Origin of the sequence: Nocardia sp. 348MFTsu5.1 (assembly GCF_000383535.1) — a bacterium.
In the GTDB taxonomy this organism is placed as follows: domain Bacteria; phylum Actinomycetota; class Actinomycetes; order Mycobacteriales; family Mycobacteriaceae; genus Williamsia; species Williamsia faeni.
This window is the reverse complement of record NZ_KB911510.1, coordinates 30,827-51,316: the sequence shown is the minus strand read 5'-3', so window position 1 is coordinate 51,316 and position 20,490 is coordinate 30,827. Positions and strand designations below refer to the sequence as shown.

Sequence of the window (20,490 nt, the reverse complement as noted above, 5' to 3'; positions counted from 1 at the left end):
ATCAAAAAATGCTCTCGCTGCGAAGCAGCGAGAGCATTCTCCATCCCCCAAGTGATAGTTGAAGGATCGGATCGAGAGTCGACGATCAGGCGGAATCGGTTGAGTGGCCGGGGAACAAGGACAGGGCGGGGTCCAGTGAGACTGCCGCATTGTTGACTGCGGTTGCCACCTCACCGAACCCGACCGACATCAATTTGACCTTGCCGGGGTAAGACGTGACGTCGCCGGCGGCATATACGTGCTCGACGGTGGTTTCCATTCGGGTGTCGACAACAATCGTGCGGCGGTCCAATTCCAGGCCCCAGGCCTCGAGTGGTCCGAGGTTGCTGATGAAGCCGAGTGCGGCCACAACCGCGTCGACCTTGAGCACCCGCGCCTCCCCCTCTCCGTCGACCCGCACGTGCGCCTCGCGCAACACGTCGTCACCGAACAGCGCTTCTACCTGCGCATTGATGATGATCTCCGCCGTGCTTTCGTGTACTTCGCGGATGCTCGCGGCATGCGCCCTGAAGGTGCCTCGGCGGTGGACCAGGGTCACCGAGCGGGCGATCGGCTCAAGTGCCAGGACCCAGTCGATCGCACTGTCTCCCCCGCCGACAACCAGCACATCGCGGTCCGAATACTCCTCAGGTGCTGGGACGAAGTAGCTCAGTCCGCGCCCGAGGAACTCCTCACCGGCCGGAAGGGTCCTGGGGGTGAACGTGCCGATCCCCGCAGTCAGGATGACCGCCCCTGCGTCGATCACGGTGCCATCGGAGAGAGTGACCTGCGGCCGCCCGTCCGGGGAGTGCACCAGCTCGACCGCTTGGCGGCCGAGGAGGTACGTCGGACCGTAGGTGTCCGCTTGGTCTTTGAGGGCAGCGACCACGTCCCGGCCCCGGGCACCGGGAATCCCTGCGATGTCGTGGATGTGTTTCTCCGGGTACAAGGCGGCGATCTGGCCGCCACACTGCGGCAACGCGTCGACCAGTACGGTCTGCATCCCGCGGAAGCCCGCGCAGTATGCGCCGAACAGGCCCACCGGGCCGGCGCCGACGATGAGGATGTCTGTTGTGATGGTCTCGGCCACGGGCCGACCTCCTGGTGTGTGATGCGGAAATATTGACCTCGGAATGCGGCCGGGTTCGACCGACACCCGAGTCCGTGCTCGAATAACCTTGCCCGCGTGGATATCCCACTACCCATGTCATGCATGGGACCTACGGCCGACATGGCACGTCCGGGGTTGATCTTCGAAGTGTAAGTCGGCCCGCACCTAATAGAGTGCACTGATTCCGTCTGATGGAATGCCCGATGGACAACCGCGCAGGCCTTGGACAAAGTGATTCTCAGGTCAATCACCGCGCCAGATCGGCGGGGAACGTGAGCCACGCCGATAGCGCGGCCGGGTAAACAACGCCTGGCGAAATACCTGCTTCGTGAAGTCTCCGGAGCGTTCCATCGATGAGGAGGTCGACGACAATGAGCGAAGACGTACGGGTCTGGATCGACCAAAAACTGTGCACCGGCGACGGCCTGTGCGTCCAGTACGCCCCCGATATTTTCGAGTTCGGCGCCGACGGACTGGCCTATGTCAAGGACGCCGACGGCAACCTGCTGCAGACCGAGGGCTCCCAGACCGATGTGAACGACGAGCTGCGCCTCGACGTCATCGATGCCGCCGACGGGTGCCCGGGCAACTGCATTCACGTCGTCCGCGCCGCCGATGGCGTCGAAATCGCCGGCCCCGACGCCTGACGTCCCGCAAACACGCAAGCAGCCAGAGCAATTCCCAAAGGATCTAGTAGAGGAGTGATTTCCCGGTGTCGATAATCGAGGAACCGCAAGTAGACCGTTTCGTCCCCTGGTTCGAAGGCGATGTAGATCCCGAGAAAGTGCCGGAGAAATACCGGTTGTCGCGTGCCTACGTGCCCAAGGGGCGCTACCTGGACCCCGAATTCCAGAAGCTGGAGCTCGAAAAGGTCTTCAAGAAGACCTGGCTGATGGCCTGCCGTGTCGAGGAATTGGCGTCGGTCGGAAACTACATCGAGTACGAGATCGGAAGCTATTCGATCCTGATCGTGCGCGAGTCGAAAACCAAGATCAGCGCGTACCACAACGCATGTCGTCACCGCGGAACCCGTCTTGCCCGCGGCCAGGGTCGCGTCGGGTCGCTCATCTGCCCGTTCCACGGCTGGCGATGGAACCTGGACGGCTCGATCAGGCTCGTGCTCGATCGCGAGGAGTTCGTCCCGCGCTCCGATGACGACCTGGGCCTGGAGCAGGTCCGCGTCGACCAGTGGGCCGGTTTCGTGTTCATCAACATGGACCCCGAAGCCAAGCCACTTCTCGAGTACCTCGACCCGATCGCACGCATCTTTGAGCCGTTTCATATCGAGAACATGCGGTATCGCTGGGCGAAGGGCTTCATCCTGCCCTGCAACTGGAAGACAGCGCTCGACGGATTCCTCGAGGCATATCACGTTGCGGGAACTCATCCACAGCTCTACCGAGTCGACAAGACGAACCTGAACCTTCAGTCCCTCAAAGAACTCGACGAGCGGATCTGGGCACCCACCACTGTCTACGAGCGGCACTCGCACTACTCGGCCGTCGGCCAGACGAAAAAGGATGCCACCGCGGAATCCGTCAAGGATCCCACTGCCAGAGGCACCGCGGAGATCACCGATGAGCGGCTGTCCATCGCAATGTCGGTGCAGTATGTCGCCGAGGACATGCGCGGCCTCGAGAACGAACTCAGCTGGCGCGCCGCGGAAGCACTCAAGACCGCTGAAGTGCCCGAGGGATCGAACGCCGGCGAGGTCTACATGCAGCTGCACCGCGACATGGCGATCGCCGAAGGCTACGACTGGCCGATGCTCACGGGACAGCAGTGGGCCGAGGCCGGTACCGCATGGAATGTGTTCCCCAACACGATCATCCTGCCCAACCAGGGTTCGGTGTTCGTCTACCGGGCACGCCCGTACGGCGACGACCCGGACACCTGCCTCTTCGAGATCTTCAGCCTGGACCAGATCCCGGTTGCCGACTACGACAAGAAGCGCGAGTTCCAGCACCAGTTCTTCGAGGACTACCGGGACGCCGATCTCGGCGAGGTCTTCGGCCAGGACATGGCGAACGCCAAGGAGGTCACCGTCGGAATGCACTCACCGAGTTTTGACGGCCATCGGCTCAGCGAAGAGCAGGAGATGACCATCTACAACCACCACCGGGTGGCCGACCGCTACCTCTGGGCCGACTGACCCTTTGTAACAAATTGGACTCGGCGTCCGCAGACCGGAACACCGGCCCCTGGCGCCGAGTCCTTGTTCTTACACTCGACGTCGTCCTCGATGTCGCACAAGTTATTTCATGATTGGAGCAAGAAAATGGGCGTCAGATCACTTGGCTATGTCCGGCTGAATTCGCCAGATCTCAAGGCATGGAGGAGTTTCGGCGAGGACTTCCTCGGAATGATGCGGGTGGAAGGGAACACCCCGGATTCGCTCTACTTCCGGATCGACCACTATCCGCCGCGCCTGGTGGTGTCCCAGGCCGAAGAACCCTCGCTGGGTGCGTTGGGTTTCGAGGTCCTGAACAAGCGTGAACTCGCGCAGCTCGTGAGTGCAGTGGAGGCCGAAGGCATCAAGGTCTCCACTGGCACAGACGCTGAGCGCGCCGAACGCCGCGTCACCGGTCTGGCGAAGTTCGACGATCCGGCCGGCAACCCGGTCGAGTTGTTCTACGGACCCATCCTCGACCACGTCCGCATCCAGACGCCATTGGTGAGCAGCTTCGTCACCGGCGACATGGGGATGGGCCACGTGATCGTGACCGCCGAGGACGTGGAGACGACATTCGACTTCTACTCCCGAGTACTCGGGTTCATCGAGCGAAACACCGCGGGACCCACCTACTTCATGGGCTGCAATCCGCGCCATCACAGCTTTGGTATCGCTCCCACACCGGGTCCGGGCAAGCTGGTCCACATCATGGTCGAGATGGCCACCATCGACGATGTCGGCCTCGCGCTCGACCGGGCTGCCGACATGAATATTCCGATGATGAACACCCTCGGCAAGCATACGAACGATCAGATGCTGTCGTTCTACGTCTACTCACCCGAGTTGTACGCAGTCGAGTGCGGCTTCGAGGGCCTTCGGGTCGAGCAGGAAGAACCGACTTACGAAATCACCGAAGGTGCGCTGTGGGGCCACAAGTTCACCCCACCCCCTATGCCCCCCAGCTGAACTACTCACGCACAACAAACTGACCCCTGCGAGTCGACGACTCGGAGGGGTCAGTTTGTTTCGATCTTCCGGCGACTACCGATTCAATCCGGCGACGGAAACTGCCTGGGAAGCAACACTTTTGCTGCCGTCCCGGCCAATGGAAAACTTAGATGAAACGCCGGTAGAAGTTCGTCACACTCCTGACAAGACAATCACGCATCTCTCCCGTGTTGGCGGATGAAAGACCTACGTGCGGGTTTGTTTGTCGCCCAGCCGGCATCTGCGCCGGCGCTCAACGAAAAGGACACCTCGATGAAACGCTCAATCGGCCTGCGTACAGCGCAGGTTCTGGCGATGTCAACAGTTGTCGTCGCCTTGACGGCGCTGACGGCCTGCAGCAGTGACGACGACAGTTCGGACAACAGCACCGCGTCGAGTGCCCAGGCGCCCTCGGACGCCTTTCCGGGAAAGGCAGCCAGCGGCGACCCGGTAAAGATCGGATTCATCAGCGCCGAGGGCGGGTCGGCCATCTCACAGCCCGAGACCCGCGAAGCCGCCGAGGCAGTCACAAAATACGCCAACGAAAATTTCGCCGGAATTGGCGGCCGCCCAATTGAATTGGTGAGCTGCAAGCAGCAAGAAGAACCGGTGAGTGCCCGCGACTGTGCCAACCAGATGGTTGAGCAAAAGGTATCGGCAGTCGTCGTTCCGGTTGCCGGCCTGGGCAACATCATCGCACCGATCATCGTCGACGCCGGGATTCCATACGTGGTTGCACAGGGATCGAGCGTCCCTGAGCTCACCTCGCCGGGCGCCTACTCCTTGACCGCTTCCTCCAACTCGACGCAGGCCATGGCTGCCTACGCAGCGGAGAACGGCATCAAGAAAGTCACCGCGTACTCCATCGATGTCCCGGCTGCAATCGGTGCGCTCCAAGCAGTTGGACAACCGGCATTCCAGGCAAATGGTACCGACCTGAAGATCGTACCGATTCCCCTGGGAACACCGGACGCAACTCCTCAGGTCAGCGCCGGTCTCGAGGACGACCCTGAGGCCGTCATCGTCTTCGGCGATTCCACCGTTTGCACCTCGGTCATCAAGGCGCTCAGCACATTGGCCTCGACGGCCGAGAAGTGGACCGCCATCTCCTGTGCCGCCCCAGAGGTCGTCGACGCCGTCGGATCGGGACTCGACAACACCAAGATCTTCAGCTCCGCTGACACCGTTTCGGACAATTCGGAGGCAGTCCTGTACCGCGAGGTGATGGAGAAGTACAGCCCCAAGACCCCCACCGAAAGCAATGCTGTCGTTGGTTACCAGGCCATGCTCGGCTTGGTCAGGGCAACGCAGGCAGTTGTCGGAACCGATACCTCCCCGGCAGCGATCAACACCGCAATCAAGACCGCCACGGACGTGGTCACGCCTGCCGGTAACGGCTTGACTTTCACCTGCAATGGGCAGGCGATCGCCGGCTACCAGTCGGTCTGCTCCAACGGGCTGATCATTCTCACGATGAAGGACGGGAAGCAGACAGACCCGCAAAACGTCTTCATCAAGGCACCTAACTCCTGAGCGAAATCACCAAAGTCCCTGCCTCATCGAGGCAGGGACTTTGGTGTCTCCGCCGACCGTGCCGAAGAAGCCGCCGAGCGGGCCGAACCGACCGTCGAGCGGGCCTTAGTTGCTTGTGCGACAGGTCGTTTCGGCACGCTCAACGGTGATATGAGCACGGTCGACGGTGGGTTCGGCACGCTCGACGGTGGTCCCCCGTCGAGCGTGCCTTTGTTGCCGTCGAGCGGGCCTTAGTTGCTTGTGCGACATGCAGTTTCGGCACGCTCGACGGTGATTTGGGCACGGTCGGCGGTCGGTTGGGCACGCTCGACGAGGTGGCAAAAAGACTGACCCCCTCGGAGTCTGGAGACTCTGAGGGGGTCAGTGTGTAGTGCGATAGCGTATTTCAGCGGTGAACCCAGCCGACGTCGTGCCAGATCGTCTCCAGCTCGGTCACCGGAACCGGCCAGGTCTCGATGTAGGTGACGCCTTCCGGGCCGGCCGTCATCGTGTACGGCGTATTCGCATGGCTGACGAACATATCTCCCGCACGCACGACCACAGTCTTGGTACTGCCGTCCGGTTCGTCAACCTCGATGCTGTACTCGCCTGCGAAGACGAACAACATCTCGTCACAACTGTGCTGGTGCTTGGGCACGACGAAGCCCGGGGTCACCCGCAGCGGATTGCGGTTGAAGTGCATGAGATCAATGGGCTCGCTGGTCAAATCCATGTGATCGGCGAACGTGGCAGCGAAATCCACCGGCGCATCGTTGAGTAGACCACCGTCTTTCCAGAAGTAACTCGGCACCCCCTGCTGATCCAGGGGCATATGGAACCAAGCATCGGGGTTCAGCAGATTGCCAAAACTGTTTGTCATGGCAACCACGGTAAGTGCGGCCGCCGGCGGTGTCACCGGACCATTCCGCTCGATGGAATTTGCTTGTCGAACAAAGCTTTCGGGTTCATTCCGTCCAATGGGACCGTCGGATGAAATCACCGGCGACGTTCGCAACACTCGTGACATGACAATTGAGCACTTTAGCCTTGTGGCCGACGGAGGCTGGGCAGATCTGGCGATCGACCAGTACTCCCCCAAACACTTCTGGACTGAAGGGGGCCTCCTCGCCGACGCCCCGGTCAACGTGGACAAAACGTTCAACGGCGTGTCGGTCTCGACAAAGGTCAATAAAGGGTTTCACCTGAACGGCCTGCGACTTGCGCCGAATTATTCCGGCCCGAGACGCCACCAGAATCTCGACCAACTGATCTTCGTGTTCGCCGGCGAGCTGCGGGTCAACTGGGGCGCGAACGGCGAAGAAGGGGCCCGGACGATCCGTCCAGGTCAATTCTGGGTCACCACTGCCGAAACCCCGCACCGCCTGACGGCTGGTCCTGAAGGCGCGATCTTCGTCGAGACCTGGTCCAAACCGATCGCCGAGCTCGAAACGTACTGGCACGACGAGGGCTGGATCCACAACTGACCCGGTCGGTTTCGTCGGACCCGCAGCAAAGTCCCTGGCTCTCCACGAGCCAGGGACTTCGCTATTTGTTGTCCTGTTCCGCTGGCCGGGATTTTCACCACGATTCGGCCACCATTCGAATTAGCGTCGAATCAGGCCAATCCACGCCTCGCGCGTAGTTCCCGACGTGGCGACGTCTACGGTGCCCCATCCCGTAGACGTCCTGTCGCTGTGTCGATGCACTACCAGAGCCGAGAGCTGTTGCAGCCACCGCATTTTGAAACATAGCCGCAAAGAATCACAGAGGCCCCTGCTCCTGTGTGCACGGAAAACTGTCAGGAAGGCACACCCATGACGAGTGCAGTCACGTTCGAGTCGACACAGAAAACCGCCCAGGTCGACGGAGTGAAGTTCAACTACCACGAAGCCGGCGAGGGCGTACCCCTGATCCTGCTGCACGGGTCCGGTCCGGGCGTCACCGCGTGGTCCAACTTCGGGCCAAATCTACCGTTTTTCGCCGACACCTTCCGCACGATCATGCCCGACCTGCCCGGTTTCGGACTCACCGATCTCCCTGAACTGGACGAGATCTACACGGTCGCCGCAGCGCGCTGGATCGCCAAGTTCATGGACCACCTCGGTATCGAATCAGCTGTCTTCGTGGGCAATTCCATGGGCGGTGCCGTCGTCGCAGAACTCGCCGCACTACACCCCGAACGAGTCCGGCGACAGGCCGTCATGGGCTCGGGCGGCATGTCGGTCGGAATCTTCCAGGCCGAACCCAGCGAGGGCTTCCTGCGGCTGTTCGAGTTCCTCGAGGACCCGGTCCGCGACCGTATGATCGCCTGGATCAAGACAATGGTCTACGACAAGGCCCTGATCACCGACGAACTCGTCGACCAACGCCTGACGAACGCATTGGCCGAGGGCGTACTCGGCAAGACCAAAACCATCTTCGGAACATTGTTCAACCCGGCCTTCCGGACCTCCTATGTACCGCTGTGGACCAAAGCAGAATCGCTAAAGACCCCCACACTGCTGCTCTGGGGCCGCGACGACCGCATGATTCCCTACGACCAGGCACATTTCGCAACCCGTTGGCTCCCCGAGGTCGAACTACACACCTTCGCCCACTGTGGGCACTGGATCCAGGTCGAACGCAAAGCCGACTTCGAACGCGTCGTGCACGAGTTCCTGACCCGGCACACAGCCTGAAAATGTCTCACTGAGCGGAAACACTCGGCTGGCCAACGGGTTCCAGGCAAGACAATCAAACAGACCTGCCGCCAGGGCGGGAATGTGATCCACAAGGAAGTATGAGGTACGCGCCATGACACACGAAGTAGTCAAACGCAGTGAAGAACTCGGCCCAGAACTGGCGGCACTCGCAGAAGAAAACGAACGCCTGGGCAAACTCAGCGACACCACCGCCGACCTGCTCCGCCAGATCGGCGTGATGCGACTGCTCCAGCCCACCGACTTCGGCGGCTACGCCGCCCACCCCCGCGACTTCGCCGAAGCAGTCATGGCGATCGCGAAACATGACCCGGCAGCAGGCTGGGTCTCCGGGGTCGTCGGCGTGCACCCCTGGGAACTGGCACAGATGGACCGCAAGCTCCAGCAGGAGATCTGGGGCGAAAATCCCGATACCTGGGTTGCCTCGCCGTACATGCCGAACGGTGTCGCCAACCCGACCGACAACGACTCATACGTCCTCAGCGGCCGCTGGCCGTTCTCATCCGGTGCAGATCACTGTCAGTGGGACTTCCTCGGTGCCATGAAGGGCGACGGAACCGGCAAACCGATCATGCCGCCCGAGGTCATGCATGTGGTACTCCCCCGCAAGGACTACACGATCATCGATGACTCCTGGGACGTGGTCGGACTCTCCGGCACCGGTAGCAAAGACGTCGTCGTCGACCAGGCCGTCATCCCCGACTACCGCACAGTGCTGCAGTCCGATATCGCCGGTGGCGTCGCCGCAGCCCGCGTAGGACGCACCGACACCCTCTACAAACTGTCGTTCGGTGTCATGTTCCCCCTCGGAATCACGTCCGCAGTGATCGGCGCCTGCGAAGGTGCACTGGCCACTCACCTCGAGATCCAGAAAACCCGCGTCGCGGTCACCGGCGTCCAGGTCAAAGACGATCCCTACGCCCTCTACGCCGCCGGCGAAGCCGCCTCCGAAATCTCGGCGTCACGCACCCAACTCATCGACGGCATCAGCCGCCTCTACGACATCGTCGAATCCGGTGGCACACCCACCACCGAGGACAAGTCCAACCAGCGCCGCAACCAGGTGCGCTGCGCCTGGCGAGCAGTACGCGCGGTCGACGAGATCTTCACTCGCTCCGGCGGTGGCGCCATCCGCAAAAACAGCCCCATGCAACGCTACTGGCGCGATGTGCACGTCGGTCTGCAGCACATGATCCACGTCGACGGCATCGCCTACCACTCCAACGGCCTCCACATGATGGGCCTGGAGACCCCTCCCGGAATGCTGGTCATGCTCTGATCGGCAGAACACACCACCTGCAGTCCACATCGCTGTAGGGCAACCCACACAGGGGAAAAACGCTGTGACAGAAACGAAAGAGCCGATGACCAAGTCATTCGACGCCCGCCATCTTCGCGACGTGATGGGCAACTTCCCGACCAGCGTCGTCGCGGTGACCACGCTGGGGCCGGAGCAAGAGCCGGTCGGCATGGTCGTCGGCTCTTTCACCTCGGTGTCCCTCGATCCGCCTCTGGTGTCGTTCCTGGTCGACCGCTCCTCGTCGACACTTCCGAAAATCATCGCAGCACAGCGCTTCTGCGCCAATGCATTGGCTTCGGATCAGGAACGACTGTGCCGGCAGATGGCCACCCGCGGCGCGCAACGCTTCGATGGAGTCGCCTGGGAGACGTCTCCGGCGGAGAACCCGATACTCGACGGTGTTGTTGCCTGGGTGGATTGCGCGATCGACAAGGTCGTCGAACTCGGAGACCACTTCTTGGTCGTCGGTCTCGTCCGTGACCTGGGTGTGGCATCGACGATGACACCACTGCTGTTCTTCCGCGGCGGATACGGCGACTACAAGTCCACCGCACACCACATGCTGGACGACCTACACGGCTGGTGAACTGAACTACGACAGGCAAACAAGCAGGGCCGGTGGGAATCTCCCACCGGCCCTGCTTGTGTCATCTGCGAAAGGCAGCCTATCGGCCGGTCCATTGCGGTGCGCGCCGCTCGGTGAAGGCTCTGGGGCCTTCGACGGCGTCATCAGATGCGAACACCGGATCGGTGTACGCACTCTGCCGTTCGAAAGCCTCTGCGTCGGTCCAGGTCCGGGATTCGAGCGCCAGGGCTTTGCTCGCCTGGACGGCCAACGGGGCGTTGGCAGCGATGGTGGCGGCGATCTCCCGAGCCACCGTTGCCGCGGTACCGTCCGCGACCACGCGGTTGATCAATCCGTATCCGTGCGCGGTGGCAGCCGTGATCGGTTCACCGGTCAAGAGCATCTCCAACGCGATTGCCTGCGGCAGTGCCCGAGGCGCACGGAAGATCCCGCCGGCCCGGGCGGCAAGCCCACGTTTGACCTCGGGCAGACCGAACTTCGCTCCTTCTCCCGCGACAACCAGATCCGACGCCAGCACAAGCTCGAATCCACCGCCGAGGGCCCACCCCTCCACCGCAGCGATCAACGGCTTGCGCGGCGGGGCCTGGACCAGACCGCCGAAACCCCGTCCTTCGACAACCGGCCGCTCACCCAACTGAAAACGCTTCAGATCCATGCCGGCACAGAATGTTCCACCATTGCCGGTCAGAATGCCGACCCGGAGGTCCGGTTCGGCATCGAGGCGGATGAGGGCCTCTGCGATCAACTCGGCCGCCGCACGCGTCATCGCGTTGCGCTGCGCCGGGCGGTTGATGGTGATCGTCAGGATTCCGGAATCGACCTCCACGAGAACTTCGCTGACGGGGCCGGTCTCTGAAGTGCTGACCGCGTCGGTCACCGTGGAGCCATCCGGATCGAACCGTCGAGACGGATGGTCTCACCGTTGACATACCCGTTCTGCAGCAGCGAGAGCGCCAGGTCGGCGTAGTCAGAAGGCCGGCCCAGGCGCTTGGGGAACGGAACATCGGCGGCCAGTCCCTCGCGGATGTCGTCGCGCAACCGGGCGAGCATCGGGGTGTCGAAGACCCCCGGGGCAATGGTATTCACCCGGATACCCACACTGGCCAGGTCACGTGCGGCCACCAGGGTGATGCCGTGTACCGCAGCCTTCGACGCGGTGTACGACGTCTGGCCGATCTGGCCGTCGAATGCGGCAACGGAGGCGGTGAGCACGATTGCGCCACGCTCGGTATCGATGGGTTCGTTTCGTGCGATACGCGACGCCGCGAGGCGCAGCACGTTGTAGGTCCCGATGAGGTTGACCTCGAGGACGTTTCGGAAGCTGTCCAGCGACGCGGGATTCTTTTCCCTGTCGAGAATTCGGAGCCGGTCGCCACCACGCCCCGCGCAATGCACCGCACCGCGCAATGTGCCGTGCGCTTCGGCGGCGTCGAGGGCCTCGCCCAGCGACGCCTCGTCGGTGATGTCGGCGGGAACGAACAGTGCGGCATCGCCCAGGTTCTTCGCGGTGATTTCGCCGTCAGAGGTCGCCAGGTCGGTGATCACCACTCGTCCACCTCCTTCGACGATGGCCGCGGCCGTCGCGGCACCGAGGCCGGAAGCTCCGCCTGTGACCAGGAATGTGTTGTCCGTCAACTTCATTGGATTCAGACTTTCTCTGTGGTGTACATCTGCCGTGGCTTGGATCAGGACTCAGGCCGGGTATCGCGCAGCGAGTTCGCGGCCGATGATTTCTTTCATGATCTCTGTGGTGCCACCGACAATGGTCTGCACGCGGGCGTCTGCATAGGCGCGCGAGATCGGATATTCGTCCATGTAGCCGTAGCCGCCGAAGAACTGGAGGCAGCTGTCGATCACACGTTTCTGCAATTCGGTGGTCCACCACTTGGCCTTCGCACCGACCGCGGCATCGAGGGTGCCGTCGTTGTATGCCAGGATGCTCTGTTCCAGGAACGTCCGGGTGATCTCCACCTCGGTGGTCAATTCTGCAAGCTTGAAGCGCGTGTTCTGGAAGTCGATGACCCGTTCTCCGAACGCCTTTCGTTCACTGGTGTACCGAATCGTCCAGTCCAGAGCGGCCTCGGCCGCGCACAACGACCGCCACGCGATCGAAAGACGTTCCAGCGGAAGCTGAGCAGTCAGGTGGTGGAATCCGCGCCCCAGCTCACCGAGCAGATTGGTCGCCGGAACGCGAACATCGGAGAACGCGATCTCGGCAGTGTCCTGCGCATGTAGACCCAACTTACGAAGTTTTCGGCCGCGGGAGAATCCGGCAGTTGTGGTGGGCACCAGGATCAACGACAGCTGCGGCCGCCCCTCGCGCTCACCGGTACGTGCCGCGACGATCACCACATCGGACGAGAATCCGCTCGTGATGAATGTCTTTGCACCGTTGATCACCCAGTCGTCACCGTCTCGGACAGCGGTGGTCTTCATTCCGCGCAGATCACTGCCCGCCGCCGGTTCAGACATCGCGATCGATGCCACGATCGAACCGTCGGACATACCCGGAAGCCACTGCTGTTTCTGCGCTTCGGTTCCGAAGGTCGTCAGATACGAGCCGACGATGTCCTCGTTGATCGAGAACCCGGACGCGAGTGCCGCTGCACCCACCCGCGCGAACTCTTCCTGGATGACGCACCGGAACCGGTAATCCCGGGTACCGCCGCCGCCGAACTCCTCCGCGAAGCGGATGCCGAGTACGCCCTGCTTACCGGCGGCGAGCCAGACGTCACGGCCTGTGCTGCGGTCCTCTTCCCAGCGGTCGATGTTCGGCACGACCTCGCGATTGACGAACTCCCGGACGACCTCACGGAATGCAACATGGTCGGACTCGTAAAACGGTTGGGGCACAGCGGTCTCCTGGTTGAAGTGACAATCGGGTCAGCGCGAGCGCGATGCGCCCGGATGTCTCACTCGATCAATTCGTAGATGGTCGCGTTCGCGGTTCCGCCACCTTCACAGATCGTCTGCAGGCCGTAGCGGTGCCCTTGATCGCGCATGTGGTGGATCAGCTTCGTGGTCAAGATTGCGCCGGTGGCACCAAGTGGGTGGCCCATCGCGATGGCGCCGCCGAGTGGATTGATCCGGTCGAGATCCGCACCGAGCTCGGCTTGCCATGCCAGCGGTACCGGCGCGAATGCCTCGTTGATCTCGATGGCGCCGATATCGCCGATCGACAGACCCGTCCGGGCGAGCAACTTCTTCGTCGCGGGGATGGGCGCTGTCAGCATCTTCACCGGATCATCGCCGGCGACCGAGCCCGCCACGATGCGCACGATCGGGGTCAGTCCCAGTTCCTTCGCCTTTTGTGCCGTCATGATCATCACGGCAGCAGCGCCGTCGGAGATCTGCGAAGCGTTTCCGGCGTGGATGACGCCGTCCTCACGGAACGAAGGCTTCAGTTTTGCAAGGGTCTCCGGTGTGGTGCCGCGACGCAATCCTTCGTCGACCTCCAGTTTCCCGTCGACCGTGTCGACCTTCACCAACTGGGCATCGAAGGCACCGCTGTCAATGGCCTCGCCGGCCAATCGGTGCGAGCGCGATGCGTACTCGTCGAGCATGGCTCGCGTCAGCCCCCACTGGGCGGAGATGATCTCGGCGCCGGTGCCCTGGTCGAGATGGTCCGTCTCATAACGGTCCAGAACTGTTTGCCCGTACGGGAATCCGGTGGCCCGGGCCGCGCCGAGCGGGATCCGCGACATCGATTCGACGCCACCGGCAACGGCGATCTCGTAGGCACCGGAAATGACAGCGTGGGCGGCGGATTCGATGGCCTGCTGGCCCGACCCACACGCCCGGTTGACGGTCACCGCAGGAACCGACTCGGGCCACCCCGCGGCCAACACCGCGAACCGGCCCACGTTGCTCGACTGGTCGCCGAGTTGCGTGACACATCCCCACACCACGTCGTCGACCGTCACGGGATCAACACCGGTCCGGCGCGCCAATTCTTTGAGCACCACCGCGGACAGATCCACGGGGTGGATGCCGCTCAACGATCCGTTTCGCTTGCCGATGGGTGTACGCACCGCTTCGACGATCACTGCTTCTCGGTTCTGCATGACTATTTTGCTCCGATCGCTATCGCTCGCACTGGAGGCACGCGGAGCAAATACATGTGCTACACGCGTATTGCTTCTCAACATAGATCCTCATGGTTAAATACGTCAAACAGATTGAAAGGAACGCCATGGACTTCGCGTTGAGCGCCGAACAGACATCCCTCGCCGATTCCGAGCGCGCGTGGCTCACCAAAAACGATCCACTGCAGACGCGACGGCAAACCGTGGACGAGGGGCCGGCACGCCTGAGCGTTGCGGACCGACGCCACCTGACCGAATCGGGCCTGATCGGGCTGCTCACCGACGAAATGGGCGGCACCCATGTGGATCTCGCCGTTTTGACCGAAGAACACGGACGGGCCGGTAGCGCAATCCCGCTCGCGGAACTCGCTGTGGCGGCCCGACTGCTCGAGGTCATCGACCACCCGATCCGGGAGGTCGCCGAGTCCGGCACCGAACTCGTCCTTCCCGCCGTGTCGACGCTGGAGGATTCCGCACTACATGCGGACGTCGATGGAACGGGCCTGCGCCTGTGTGGTGCTACCGCGCCGATCAGCGGACTGCTCGACGCCGACCACATTCTTCTCGTCACAACCACCGTCTCCGGTACCGATGTCGCAGCGCTGCTGTCCGTCGAATCGGTGACCGTACGAACCCTGGAGACACTCGACCTCACCCGGTCGTGGTCGGTGGTCGAACTCGATCTGGTTGTCCCGGAGTCGGAGTGGAGCGCGCTACCCACCGGAACCGCTGCCTACGTGCACGACGAACTGTCCACGTACCGCTCCTTCGATGCACTCGGCGCCGCCGCACAGCTGGTGGATGTCACCGTCGAATACGCAGGCCAGCGAACCCAGTTCGATCGTCCGATCGGCAGCTTTCAGGCGATCAAGCATCACTGCGCAAACATGGCCGTGGCCACCGAATCCTCCCGCGCAGCTCTGTGGGCCGCCGCAATTGCCCTCGACGACAACCTCGACACCAGGCCCACCGCCGTGTCGGCAGCGGCCGCGTACGCCGGTGAGGCCACCAGCACAACCGCGCAAACCGCACTGCAGGTGCACGGCGGTATCGGGTTCACCTGGGAACACGACCTGCATTTGCTGCTCCGTCGTATCAAGGTCGATGAATTGCTCGACGGGTCTGTCTCCTACCACCGGCGCCGCCTCGTCACCGCCTGAACCACGGGCACTTACAACTCGATAAACGATCAAGGGCGGGAACCGGTTTCGGTTCCCGCCCTTGATCAATTCTCTCGCAGTCGCCGCTCGGTGTCAGCGAGCCTGCCACTTCGGTTCACGCTTCTCTGCAAAGGCCCGTGGGCCTTCCTTTGCGTCTTCACTCTTCCGCAGTTCCGCCCACTCGGCCGCGGTGAGCGCCCACTGAGCATCCTCGTCGGTGCGCACGCCGTCGACGGCGCCGAACGCAATACGCTTGCTCGCCTGTACCGACAGTGGGGCGTTGACCGCAATCCGCTGGGCCAGCTCGATGGCTGCATCAACCGAACCACCCTCGGGTGCAATCTGATTGATCAATCCCAGCTCGAGGGCACGGGCGGCAGTGATCGGATCACCGGTGAAGAGCATCTCCATCGCCAACCGTCGCGGAATCTGGGCCGCGAGGCGAAAAGCGCCGCCCGCTCCGGCCAGCAGCCCACGTTTGACCTCGGGCAGTCCGAACGTTGCATTCTCCGATGCGACGATCAGATCAGCGGCCAGCGCCAGTTCGGTACCGCCACCGAGTGCGGTTCCGTTGACAGCGGCGATGGTCGGCTTGTCGATGAACCGGTTCACGAACCCGGCAAAACCCCAGTCTTCATGGCCCGGCGCGTACAGGCTCTCGCCGCGCGAGATCGCCTTGAGATCAGCACCCGCACAGAAGGATTTGTCGCCGGCGCCGGTGATGACGATGGCCCGAACGTCCGGGTCTCGGGTCGCCTCATTGAGGGCCTCGCCAACCGCTTCGCTGACCACCGAGTTCACGGCATTGCGCGCGTCGGGCCGGTTGATCGTGATGACCATGACGTTGCCTTCGCGCCTCACGAGCGCACCGGCCTGGGTAGTCGTGGTTTCTGTCATTTTTCCTCACTCGGGTCGATCAGTTCCAGAATGGTGGCGTTGGCCTGCCCACCGCCTTCGCACATGGTCTGCAGGCCATAACGAATGTTGTTGTTCCGCATGTGGTAGATCATGTCGGTCAGGATTCGCGCACCCGAACCACCCAGCGGATGTCCAAGGGCAATGGCCCCGCCGTTCGGGTTCACCCGCTCCGGATCGGCCCCGATTTCCTTCAGCCACGCCAAGGGCACCGATGCGAAGGCCTCGTTGACCTCGAACACACCGATATCGTCGACGCTCAAGCCCGACTTCTTCAGGGCCTTCGCCGTGGCCGGGATGGGTGCGGTCAGCATGATGACCGGGTCGGCACCGGCCACCACGGCCGTATGGATCTTCGCGATCGGCGTCAGTCCGTGCTCGGCCGCTGCCTCTTCACTCATGATCAACAGAGCGGCGCAGCCGTCGGAGATCTGAGATGCGTTGCCGGCGTGGATGACACCGTCTTCTTTGAAGACGGTCTTCAATCCGGCGAGCTTCTCCACGGTGGTCCCGCGACGAATTCCCTCGTCTTTCGAGATGACGGTGCCGTCCGGTGTGGTCACCGGCACGATCTGCGCGTCGAAAAGACCGGCGTCCTGCGCCGCGGCGGCACGTTCATGTGATCGTGCCGAGAATGCGTCGAGTTCAGTCCGGGACAAATTCCACTTGTCCGCGATCATCTCGGCGCCGATGCCCTGATTGGGGGCGGTCTCGTATCGGGCCATGAATGCGGGGCCATAGGGCGAACCACCAATCTTGCCCGCCGAGCCCATCGCCACCCGCGACATCGACTCGACGCCACCGGCGACCACGACGTCGTAGTGACCGGCCTCCACACTCGCGACCGCGAAGTTCAGTGCCTGCTGGGAAGATCCGCACTGCCTGTCGATCGTCACGCCAGGCACCGAGTCCGGCCAGCCCGCGGACAGCACCGCGTTGCGGGCGATGTCGTTGGCCTGATCACCGAGCTGCTGGACACACCCCCAGATCACGTCGTCGACGATCACGGGATCGATGCCCGCGCGCTCCACCAATGCGTTCAACACCGCCGCGGACAAGTCGGCCGGATGGACCCCCGACAACCCACCGTTCCTCTTACCGACCGGTGCCCGGACGGCGCCGACGATCACTGCAGACATGTTGTGCTCCTTGGTGCTTCGTGCCGGGCGGTAGGTGCCCGGAGTTCAATTGATCGCGCGAGAATCAGACGCGCGCGGTTTCCAGTTCGGCAACCATCTCCAGGAGTCGACGTCGGTCGACCTTCAGGGATGGGTTGCGGGGCAGTGCACTGACGGTGTGGATGGCCACCGGGACCTCGTAGCCGGTCAGCTGTCCCCGCACAAATTTCTTGAGTTCGTCCTCGTCGACCGGCTCGGCGTTCTCGACGAGTTCGATGACCGCGACCGGCACCTGTCCCAACCGGTCATCGGCCTTCCCGTAGACCGTGGCGTCGTGTACCGCGCTGTGCGCCCGCAGGGCATTGCACACCGTCTCCGGTTGCACCTTGAATCCACCGCGGACGATGGCGTCGTCGGCGCGTCCGTCGATGTAGAGGAATCCGTCGTCGTCGAGATGCGCCAGATCGCTGGTTCGCAACCAATGGCCCTCCCCGTCACCTACCTGCTTCGCCGACACCTCGAGCCGACCGCTCTCACCGACCGGCAACACAGTTCCCTCGGCATCGACGGTACGCATCTTGACGCCGGGAAACGGCCGGCCGACACTGCCACGCTTGTTCTTCCACCACTTCTCGATCAGCGGTTTGCTCCATCCGGCCACTGCCCCACCGAACTCTGTGGCGCCGTAGACGATCATGACCGGGATGTCGTAGCGATCGGTGAACTCGTCGGCCAGTTCAGGACTGACAAAGGTGGTTCCGGCGGTCACCGCACGAAGACTGGCCAGCTTCTCCCTGGGCACGCCGGCACTGAGCACCGACCGCATGGCGGCCGGTGGCAGACTCGCGACCCGGAGCCCGTGCTCACTGACCGCATCGACCCACCCGTCGACGGTGAAGCGTGGCAGCAGGACAAACGGGCGGGCCTCGGTCAGGGACTGGATGACGCTGAACATTCCGCCGATGTGAACGATCGCCAGCGTCACCAGGGCGACGCCACCGGTTAGCGGCTCCCGCCCACCCGTTGCCGCACCGGTGTGCCCATGCACTGCCGATATCGACGACTCGAGCTGGCGCCAGGTCAGCGGAATCCGCTTGGGGGTTCCGGTGGTGCCCGACGTGAACATCTCGACGGCGACCGGGTCTTTGTCATTGCGTTCGGCCGACAGGGTGATTTGTTCGCCACCACAACGCTGCTCGACGTCGATGCCGTCGAACGAGAATCCGACGATCCCGGCATTGGTCACTGCGGCGACGAACTCGTCTTCAGCCCAATAGGTTTCAGATCCGAGTACCACCTGGGGCAAGGACGCGACCGCGTCAGCACTCACACGCGCGACCGGCTGCATAGGGTTGAGGGTGACCACGGTGCGACCCTTGGCCAGGATCGCGATGAGTGCCGCGATCGACTCCATCCGGTTGCTGAGCAGGACGCCGATGCGGGCGCCCTCCCCGGCGCCGACCCGGGTCAGCTCCGCGTCGATCCGCTCTGCGAGCGTGCGCACCTGTCCCCAGGTGTACCACTGCTTGTCCTGCTGGATCATGCGGGCGTCATCTGACGCGGTCCACAACGAGCCCAACGCTTCTCTGATACTCGTCATGTCGATGACTCCACTTCTGCCGACGAGAAAACTGGCACTTTCATAGATGACTGGATGACGAAGGGCTAGCGGGGCAGGCCCAGCCCTCGTTCGGCGATGATGTTCCGCATGATCTCGGAGCTGCCACCGGCGATCGTGTAGGCCCGGGCGTAGAGAAATCCGTCCTGCCATCGACCGTTTTCGATCGCGGCCGGATCACCCTCGACGAGAATCCCTGCCTGACCGCTCAATTCGAGGGCAAAGCGTTCGATCTCGACGCCGATCTCACTGAACATCAACTTCGCCATGGGGGCGTCATACGCGCGTTCGGTCTTGCTGGACCATCGGCTGATGTTTGCGTACACCAGCGCCGACAGTGCCGCGACGGAAGCCGTGAGTTGTCCCAGACGATCCTGGACGAGAGCGTCTTCGATCGCGGGACGTCCGCCTCGCGTGACGTTCTTCGCCAGATCCTTGAGTGCATGAACATTCTGCTGGAGTCGAACAGCGCTCGCGGCCACTCCGGACCGTTCGTGCCCCAGACTCGAATTCGCGATTTTCCAGCCCTGGCCGGGCTCGCCGATCAACGCCTCGGAAGGGAGCTCGACGTTGTCGAGGAACAACTCGTTGAAGTCCGACGTACCGGTCATCTCGCGCAACGGCCGCACGTCGACACCAGGTGTGCGCATGTCGATGATGAACGCGCTGATGCCTTTGTGCTTGGGCGCATCTGGATCGGTACGTGCCAGGAGGTAACCGAAATCCGCCCACTGGCCGTGGGTGGTCCATACCTTCTGGCCGGAGATCCGGAATCCGTTCTCGGTCCGAACAGCTTTCGTGCGCAACGAGGCGAGGTCGCTACCCGAACTCGGCTCACTGAAGAGCTGACAGAAGATCTCCTGCCCCGACCGGATCCCGGGCAGATACCGCTGTCGCTGGGCCTCGGTACCGAAATCGAACAGTGCGTGTGCGACCAGATTTCCCGCACCGGTCGCCAGTGGAGCACGAGCCCGCGCCGCCTCCTCACCGACGACGACGCTGCGCTCGGCCGAGTGGATCGAACCCGAGCCGCCGTACTGCTCGGGCCAGTCACCACCGAGATAGCCGGCTGCGAACAGCTTGCCGGTCCACTCTTTGAGCATTGCCAGTTCTTCGACCGACTCCGCACTGCGCACACCGGCTTTGGGGGCGATGGCAGGCTTGTTCGCGGCAACAAAGGCGCGCACTTCTTGCCGGAACTCTTCGAGTTCCGGTGTCATCCCGTAGTCCATGTCAGATCCTCCGCT

19 protein-coding genes are annotated in these 20,490 nt (G+C 62.7%); 9 read left to right on the top strand and 10 right to left on the bottom strand.

What is annotated here, in order from left to right; translation table 11 throughout:
- Positions 1–85: 85 nt before the first annotated feature.
- Positions 86–1,069 (bottom strand): NAD(P)/FAD-dependent oxidoreductase, encoded by a 984-nt coding sequence (locus H290_RS0103485; RefSeq protein ID WP_020105376.1) that lies wholly within the window; start codon positions 1,067–1,069, stop codon positions 86–88.
- A 392-nt stretch (positions 1,070–1,461) separates the two neighbouring features.
- Here H290_RS0103485 and H290_RS0103480 point away from each other — a divergent pair, with 392 nt between their 5' ends.
- The 4 genes from H290_RS0103480 (at position 1,462) to H290_RS0103465 (ending at position 5,783) form a co-directional block, all read left to right on the top strand.
- Positions 1,462–1,737: a ferredoxin gene (locus tag H290_RS0103480; protein ID WP_020105375.1), complete on the top strand. Its 276-nt coding sequence runs from the start codon at positions 1,462–1,464 to the stop codon at positions 1,735–1,737.
- 65 nt (positions 1,738–1,802) lie between these two features.
- On the top strand, positions 1,803–3,242 hold the full coding sequence (locus H290_RS0103475; protein ID WP_196809489.1) for an SRPBCC family protein: 1,440 nt from the start codon (positions 1,803–1,805) through the stop codon (positions 3,240–3,242).
- Positions 3,243–3,368: 126 nt separating this feature from the next.
- Complete coding sequence (locus tag H290_RS0103470) at positions 3,369–4,229, top strand: VOC family protein (RefSeq protein WP_020105373.1); 861 nt, start codon at positions 3,369–3,371, stop codon at positions 4,227–4,229.
- A gap of 294 nt (positions 4,230–4,523) precedes the next feature.
- Positions 4,524–5,783: an ABC transporter substrate-binding protein gene (locus tag H290_RS0103465; RefSeq protein ID WP_036518063.1), complete on the top strand. Its 1,260-nt coding sequence runs from the start codon at positions 4,524–4,526 to the stop codon at positions 5,781–5,783.
- Positions 5,784–6,168: 385 nt separating this feature from the next.
- Here the strand turns inward: H290_RS0103465 and H290_RS0103460 are convergent, their stop codons facing one another.
- Entirely contained in the window at positions 6,169–6,642 is a 474-nt protein-coding gene (locus H290_RS0103460) for a cupin domain-containing protein (RefSeq protein WP_051121883.1), read from the bottom strand.
- Between H290_RS0103460 and H290_RS0103455 the strand changes: the two genes are divergently transcribed.
- From H290_RS0103455 to H290_RS0103440, 4 genes are all read left to right on the top strand, one after another.
- Positions 6,641–7,246 carry a cupin domain-containing protein gene (locus tag H290_RS0103455; RefSeq protein WP_196809488.1) on the top strand — a complete coding sequence of 202 codons (606 nt, stop codon included), beginning with the start codon at positions 6,641–6,643 and terminating at the stop codon, positions 7,244–7,246. The genes H290_RS0103460 and H290_RS0103455 overlap by 2 nt on opposite strands.
- Positions 7,247–7,576: 330 nt before the next feature.
- Positions 7,577–8,440, top strand: coding sequence for an alpha/beta fold hydrolase (locus H290_RS0103450; RefSeq protein ID WP_020105369.1), 864 nt, complete (start codon positions 7,577–7,579; stop codon positions 8,438–8,440).
- Between the two features lie 115 nt (positions 8,441–8,555).
- Positions 8,556–9,740, top strand: coding sequence for a hydroxylase (locus H290_RS0103445; protein ID WP_020105368.1), 1,185 nt, complete (start codon positions 8,556–8,558; stop codon positions 9,738–9,740).
- An 85-nt stretch (positions 9,741–9,825) separates the two neighbouring features.
- Positions 9,826–10,347 (top strand): flavin reductase family protein, encoded by a 522-nt coding sequence (locus H290_RS0103440; protein ID WP_028462721.1) that lies wholly within the window; start codon positions 9,826–9,828, stop codon positions 10,345–10,347.
- A gap of 79 nt (positions 10,348–10,426) precedes the next feature.
- Here H290_RS0103440 and H290_RS0103435 read toward each other — a convergent pair whose 3' ends face one another.
- The 4 genes from H290_RS0103435 to H290_RS0103420 are packed head-to-tail and all read right to left on the bottom strand — an operon-like array spanning position 10,427 to position 14,411.
- A complete protein-coding gene (locus H290_RS0103435; RefSeq protein WP_020105366.1) occupies positions 10,427–11,224 on the bottom strand; it encodes a crotonase/enoyl-CoA hydratase family protein in 798 nt (265 codons plus the stop codon).
- Positions 11,221–11,988, bottom strand: coding sequence for an SDR family oxidoreductase (locus tag H290_RS0103430; protein ID WP_020105365.1), 768 nt, complete (start codon positions 11,986–11,988; stop codon positions 11,221–11,223). Before H290_RS0103430 ends, H290_RS0103435 begins: the two co-directional genes overlap by 4 nt.
- A 51-nt stretch (positions 11,989–12,039) precedes the next feature.
- A complete protein-coding gene (locus tag H290_RS0103425; protein WP_020105364.1) occupies positions 12,040–13,200 on the bottom strand; it encodes an acyl-CoA dehydrogenase family protein in 1,161 nt (386 codons plus the stop codon).
- Positions 13,201–13,259: 59 nt separating this feature from the next.
- Entirely contained in the window at positions 13,260–14,411 is a 1,152-nt protein-coding gene (locus H290_RS0103420) for a thiolase family protein (protein WP_020105363.1), read from the bottom strand.
- A 128-nt stretch (positions 14,412–14,539) separates the two neighbouring features.
- Here H290_RS0103420 and H290_RS0103415 point away from each other — a divergent pair, with 128 nt between their 5' ends.
- Positions 14,540–15,592 carry an acyl-CoA dehydrogenase family protein gene (locus H290_RS0103415; RefSeq protein ID WP_020105362.1) on the top strand — a complete coding sequence of 351 codons (1,053 nt, stop codon included), beginning with the start codon at positions 14,540–14,542 and terminating at the stop codon, positions 15,590–15,592.
- A 93-nt stretch (positions 15,593–15,685) separates the two neighbouring features.
- Here the strand turns inward: H290_RS0103415 and H290_RS0103410 are convergent, their stop codons facing one another.
- The 4 genes from H290_RS0103410 to H290_RS0103395 all read right to left on the bottom strand — a co-directional run bounded on the left by H290_RS0103410 (position 15,686) and on the right by H290_RS0103395 (position 20,475).
- Positions 15,686–16,489: a crotonase/enoyl-CoA hydratase family protein gene (locus tag H290_RS0103410; RefSeq protein WP_020105361.1), complete on the bottom strand. Its 804-nt coding sequence runs from the start codon at positions 16,487–16,489 to the stop codon at positions 15,686–15,688.
- A complete protein-coding gene (locus tag H290_RS0103405; RefSeq protein ID WP_020105360.1) occupies positions 16,486–17,646 on the bottom strand; it encodes a thiolase family protein in 1,161 nt (386 codons plus the stop codon). The genes H290_RS0103410 and H290_RS0103405 overlap by 4 nt, the downstream gene beginning before the upstream one ends.
- Before the next feature lie 64 nt (positions 17,647–17,710).
- Positions 17,711–19,225 (bottom strand): class I adenylate-forming enzyme family protein, encoded by a 1,515-nt coding sequence (locus tag H290_RS0103400; protein WP_020105359.1) that lies wholly within the window; start codon positions 19,223–19,225, stop codon positions 17,711–17,713.
- Between the two features lie 65 nt (positions 19,226–19,290).
- The gene (locus H290_RS0103395) at positions 19,291–20,475 is read right to left on the bottom strand and encodes an acyl-CoA dehydrogenase family protein (protein ID WP_020105358.1); all 1,185 of its coding nucleotides are present in this window, start codon (positions 20,473–20,475) and stop codon (positions 19,291–19,293) included.
- Positions 20,476–20,490 lie beyond the last annotated feature (15 nt).

What these genes read in the sequence shown, in the direction of transcription:
- H290_RS0103430 (WP_020105365.1), bottom strand. Translation starts at nt 11,988, where the DNA reads ATGAAGTTGACGGACAACACATTCCTGGTCACAGGCGGAGCTTCCGGC.
- H290_RS0103455 (WP_196809488.1), top strand. Translation starts at nt 6,641, where the DNA reads ATGGCAACCACGGTAAGTGCGGCCGCCGGCGGTGTCACCGGACCATTC.
- H290_RS0103400 (WP_020105359.1), bottom strand. Translation starts at nt 19,225, where the DNA reads ATGACGAGTATCAGAGAAGCGTTGGGCTCGTTGTGGACCGCGTCAGAT.
- H290_RS0103395 (WP_020105358.1), bottom strand. Translation starts at nt 20,475, where the DNA reads ATGGACTACGGGATGACACCGGAACTCGAAGAGTTCCGGCAAGAAGTG.
- H290_RS0103460 (WP_051121883.1), bottom strand. Translation starts at nt 6,642, where the DNA reads ATGACAAACAGTTTTGGCAATCTGCTGAACCCCGATGCTTGGTTCCAT.
- H290_RS0103410 (WP_020105361.1), bottom strand. Translation starts at nt 16,489, where the DNA reads ATGACAGAAACCACGACTACCCAGGCCGGTGCGCTCGTGAGGCGCGAA.
- H290_RS0103405 (WP_020105360.1), bottom strand. Translation starts at nt 17,646, where the DNA reads ATGTCTGCAGTGATCGTCGGCGCCGTCCGGGCACCGGTCGGTAAGAGG.
- H290_RS0103480 (WP_020105375.1), top strand. Translation starts at nt 1,462, where the DNA reads ATGAGCGAAGACGTACGGGTCTGGATCGACCAAAAACTGTGCACCGGC.
- H290_RS0103440 (WP_028462721.1), top strand. Translation starts at nt 9,826, where the DNA reads ATGACCAAGTCATTCGACGCCCGCCATCTTCGCGACGTGATGGGCAAC.
- H290_RS0103420 (WP_020105363.1), bottom strand. Translation starts at nt 14,411, where the DNA reads ATGCAGAACCGAGAAGCAGTGATCGTCGAAGCGGTGCGTACACCCATC.
- H290_RS0103465 (WP_036518063.1), top strand. Translation starts at nt 4,524, where the DNA reads ATGAAACGCTCAATCGGCCTGCGTACAGCGCAGGTTCTGGCGATGTCA.
- H290_RS0103450 (WP_020105369.1), top strand. Translation starts at nt 7,577, where the DNA reads ATGACGAGTGCAGTCACGTTCGAGTCGACACAGAAAACCGCCCAGGTC.
- H290_RS0103415 (WP_020105362.1), top strand. Translation starts at nt 14,540, where the DNA reads ATGGACTTCGCGTTGAGCGCCGAACAGACATCCCTCGCCGATTCCGAG.
- H290_RS0103445 (WP_020105368.1), top strand. Translation starts at nt 8,556, where the DNA reads ATGACACACGAAGTAGTCAAACGCAGTGAAGAACTCGGCCCAGAACTG.
- H290_RS0103470 (WP_020105373.1), top strand. Translation starts at nt 3,369, where the DNA reads ATGGGCGTCAGATCACTTGGCTATGTCCGGCTGAATTCGCCAGATCTC.